4 protein-coding genes and 1 pseudogene are annotated in these 4,212 nt (G+C 29.1%); 4 read left to right on the top strand and 1 reads right to left on the bottom strand.

The window, feature by feature from the left end; translation table 11 throughout:
* Positions 1-117 precede the first annotated feature (117 nt).
* From N4A42_RS06105 to N4A42_RS06095, 3 genes are all read left to right on the top strand, one after another.
* The gene (locus tag N4A42_RS06105) at positions 118-288 is read left to right on the top strand and encodes a hypothetical protein (protein WP_294071400.1); all 171 of its coding nucleotides are present in this window, start codon (positions 118-120) and stop codon (positions 286-288) included.
* 134 nt (positions 289-422) lie between these two features.
* Positions 423-2,450, top strand: a complete 2,028-nt coding sequence (locus N4A42_RS06100; RefSeq protein WP_294071398.1) for a tetratricopeptide repeat-containing sensor histidine kinase — start codon at positions 423-425, stop codon at positions 2,448-2,450.
* An 81-nt stretch (positions 2,451-2,531) separates the two neighbouring features.
* On the top strand, positions 2,532-3,200 hold the full coding sequence (locus tag N4A42_RS06095; protein ID WP_294071396.1) for a response regulator: 669 nt from the start codon (positions 2,532-2,534) through the stop codon (positions 3,198-3,200).
* A gap of 249 nt (positions 3,201-3,449) precedes the next feature.
* Here the strand turns inward: N4A42_RS06095 and N4A42_RS06090 are convergent, their stop codons facing one another.
* Positions 3,450-3,947, bottom strand: coding sequence for a DUF456 domain-containing protein (locus N4A42_RS06090; protein ID WP_294071394.1), 498 nt, complete (start codon positions 3,945-3,947; stop codon positions 3,450-3,452).
* A 183-nt stretch (positions 3,948-4,130) separates the two neighbouring features.
* Here N4A42_RS06090 and N4A42_RS06085 point away from each other — a divergent pair.
* A pseudogene (locus tag N4A42_RS06085) lies at positions 4,131-4,212 on the top strand (BlaI/MecI/CopY family transcriptional regulator); the annotation flags it as partial.

Genomic DNA, 4,212 nt, shown 5'->3' with positions numbered 1-4,212 from the left:
TTAGTACAATTTTAGGATAAAACCTAAGGTAGTTAATAATCCATTCCCTTCCCTCAACGTAGCGTTAATCGTTACAATATTGTATTGACTATATTATTTAACCCTAAATTGATACTTATGAAAACCCTAAAAATTACTTTGACTTTAATTGCAATTACTATGTTAACTGTGTCTAGTGTACAATCTGATGAGGTTGTAAATAATGATCCAACATTAAAAGAAAGTTCTACTCATATTAATTTATTAGCTCACAAAAAATCAAAAATAAAAGCTCCTAATCAAAGTTAAGATTAAAAGATAATATTATCATATAACACAATAAGCCCTTGTTTTTATGCAAGGGCTTATTGTGTTATATGATAATATTTGAGGTGAAGAATATATTTTATCTTAAATTTGATTAAACATACATAATTTAAGTATTGAAATCAATTCTCTTAATAGTTATTTTTCTTATGCAGGTTGCTTATTCTCAGTCGATTGACGAGAGTGTTGAGCAGGATAGTATCATTAAATTTCTTCATTATTCTCAGATTGAAGATTATTCAGATTCTGAGCAATTTATGTTTTTAATTAAGGCGAATTTATTAGCAAAGGAATTGAGTAATGATTCAATTCAATTAGTTGTTCAAAAAAAAATCCGAAATTATTATTTTGATAATGAAGATTTTAAAAATTATATAATTAGCAATCATCATATAAAAGCACTGGCTGAACGATGTAAAGACTCAAATTCTTTGGCTCATGCATATAATGCTCTTGGCTATGCATTTTTTTTGAACGACAAAAAAGATAGCTCATATTATTATTATTCTAAAGCAGTTAAGGCTTTTGACGCGATTGATGAATATGTTAATTTGTCTTATGCTTTAGGAAGTCTGTCTAAGCTACAATTAGATGGAAAGGATTACTATGGTGCCGGTGAAAATGCTGTTAAGGCATTAAGACTACTTGATGGTGTTAAAGAAACGAATGACATTCAGGATCAAAAATGGATTTTGTACAATTCTTTAGCTAGTATATCTGATGATTTAGATGATAATGAACAAGCCTTAGAATATCATGAACAAGCTTATGATATTTCTAAAAGAATGGAGAATGATTTTAATAATGGTATTTATACTTTGAATAATATAGCTTTTGTTAAAAGAAAACAAGGTAAATATAAAGAGGCAGTCAAGATCTTTACAGAAGTGTTAAATGAGAAAAATCTTTATGAGAATGACCCTTCTTTTTATGCATTAATTCTAGAAAATTTAGCATATACAAACTTCTTAGATGGTTCTTATAATGAAAATGAGATATTAAGTAAGTTTCAACGCTCATATATTATTGCTGATAGTATTAATGATGATAATACAAAAATGGGAACAGCAATAAGCATGGCAAAATTCTTTAAAGCAGTTAATAAAAATGAGAATGCTTTAATAAAAGCTAAAGAAGCGTATGGTTTAGCTAAGAATTTAAAATCAAATGAAATCCGTCTAGAATCGTTATTGTTACTATCAAAATTAGATAAAGAAGAATCTATAATATATTTAAAAGAGCATATACAAGTTTCAGATAGTTTGTTAAAAGTTGAACGAAGAGTAAGAAATAAACATGCAAGAATAGAATTAGAAACTGATCAACTCGAAGCAGAGAACGAGCAAATGTCTAGAGAAAACCTTTATTTACTTATTTTATCAAGTGGATTGTTGCTTACAGCAGTTTTGATTTATTTAGTTATTTCTCAGAGAGCTAAAAACAGAAAACTTAAACTTATTAAAGTACAACAAAAAGCCAATGAGGATATTTATAACTTAATGTTAAATCAACAAAATAAAGTTGATGAGGCGAGAACACAAGAAAAGAAACGTATTTCAGAAGAATTGCATGATGGTGTTCTTGGAAGACTTTTTGGTACACGTCTTAGTCTAGATAGCATAAATTTCAATGAAGGTAAAGAGGCTATGTTGTCTAGAGCAAATTACATAGGTCAATTAAAAATTATTGAAGAAGATATACGCAAAATATCTCATGAGTTAAATACAGATTTTGTGTCTGGTGCTGGTTTTATGGATATAGTTTCAGAACTTGTAGAGAGCCAAGCTAAAGCTTATGGATTAAAATACAGCTTTAACTTTACAGACGATATTAGTTGGGATTCAGTGCCCAATAAAACTAAAATCAACATTTACAGAGTTATACAAGAATCCATGCAAAATATCTATAAACACGCTAAAGCTAGTGTCATAAAAATTAGTATTTCATTAGAAAAAAGCGTAATTTGCTTGAACATCATCGATGATGGAGAGGGATTTGATGCATCGAAGAGCAAAAAAGGTATTGGTTTAAAAAACATGACTTCTCGAGTTGAAGAGATTAATGGAGAAATCATTTTCACCTCTCAATCTGGCAATGGTACAACAGTAAATGTTAAGATTCCTTACGTAAACCAATCGACATGAAATTAATCATAAAACAACTTAACTTTGATTAAATGTTTTATGGAAAATTCCGTCTGTCTATAATATTTTGAATAAAAACAGATGAAAGATATTAACATCTTAATGGTAGATGATCATCCAATAATAATTGAGGGCTACCAAAATGTGTTAATGGCAACAAAAGATGAAGATCAAACCTTGCTAATTGACACAGCCAATAATTGTGACACAGCGCAATTAATGATTAATAGAGCATCTAAAGCTACACCTTATGATGTTTGTTTTTTTGATATAAGTTTACCAGCATCAGAGGACGGTAAATATGCATCAGGTGAAGATTTAGCGCTTTTGGCAAAAGAAGTATTGCCAAATGCTAAAATTATAATTCTAACAATGTTTAATGAATCTTTTAGAATTCATAATATTATTAAAGAGATAAATCCAGATGGTTTTCTTATAAAGAGTGATCTTACCTCTGTAGAGTTAGCAGATGCATTTCAGCAAATTATTAAATATCCACCTTATTACAGTAGCACTGTAAGTAATTATGTAAAAAAAACTTTTACTAGCGAGATATATGTAGATGATGTTAATAGAAAAATTTTACATCTTTTATCTCAAGGGATAAAAACAAAAAGTTTGTGTGAATACATTCCGCTTTCAACCAGTGCTATTGAAAAACGAAAAAAACAGCTTAAATTATTGTTTTCTGTTACTGATGGAAAAGATGAAACTTTGCTTCATGAAGCAAGAGATAAAGGCTATTTATAAAAAAATATAATAAAAGTTGTACTTTTTAAGCTTTGAAAACACGCTTCAATCCATTGTTATTGTTGAGAATTACGGTTTTCCCACACCAAGTCGGTGGTTTTACCGCAACAAAAATTTAAAGGAGTACCATACTTTTACGTCAAGTCAACAAGAATTAATTAATCCCTCTTAAGTAATTGTTGAGTTAATAGCAAGATAATGACCTAGTTACTGTTTCAGTGACTAGGTTTTTTCTTTATTGTTATAAGACTAAAACCAACTCGAATTATGTTCAGAAAGCTTAGCAATAAAAAAGCCTAAAAAAATAATAGCGACGATAAACTTTAAAAACGTAGAGGCTATAAAACCTAAAAAAGACCCAAAAGCCGCTTTTAGTGCTTTTTTCATATCATTTCTGTGAATCATTTCTCCGACTAAAGCACCAACAAAAGGACCAATAATTATTCCAAAAGGAATAGGTGTAATTAAACCAATAACTAAACCTAATGTAGTACCTATCACACCAGCTTTACTTCCGCCAAAGCGTTTTGTGCCTATAGCTGGGATAAAATAATCTAAAACATATATTAATATAGCCACTAAGAGTGTTACAATTAATAACGTTTGGCTTAATTCTACACCTTCAGTAAAATGAAGTACTAAAAGACCAGCCCAACTAGTTAGTGGCCCAGGAATAACAGGTAAAAAACTGCCTAAAATCCCTAACAGCATTAAGATAAGCGCTAGTGTTACTAAGAAGACTTCCATGTAAATAGTTTAAAGTCAATAGATAAGACGTTTTAAGTTTGTTTTAGTTACATTTTTAACTAAAAATTTAGTTCAACTAAATATTTAGTTATATTTGTTTTAAGATTCTTTAATTAGGTTTTATGATCTAAACTGTTTTTTAGGATCTATTGTAAGCAAGTTTAACTAAAGAAATAAATGCATATGAAACAATTAACTAAAGCTGAAGAAGAGATTATGCAAGCACTTTGGCAACTTAAAAAAGCCAATGTGAAATCAATAATAG

This window comes from Winogradskyella sp. (genome assembly GCF_025210595.1).
Lineage (GTDB): Bacteria > Bacteroidota > Bacteroidia > Flavobacteriales > Flavobacteriaceae > Winogradskyella.
This window is presented reverse-complemented; position numbering and strand designations above follow the sequence as displayed.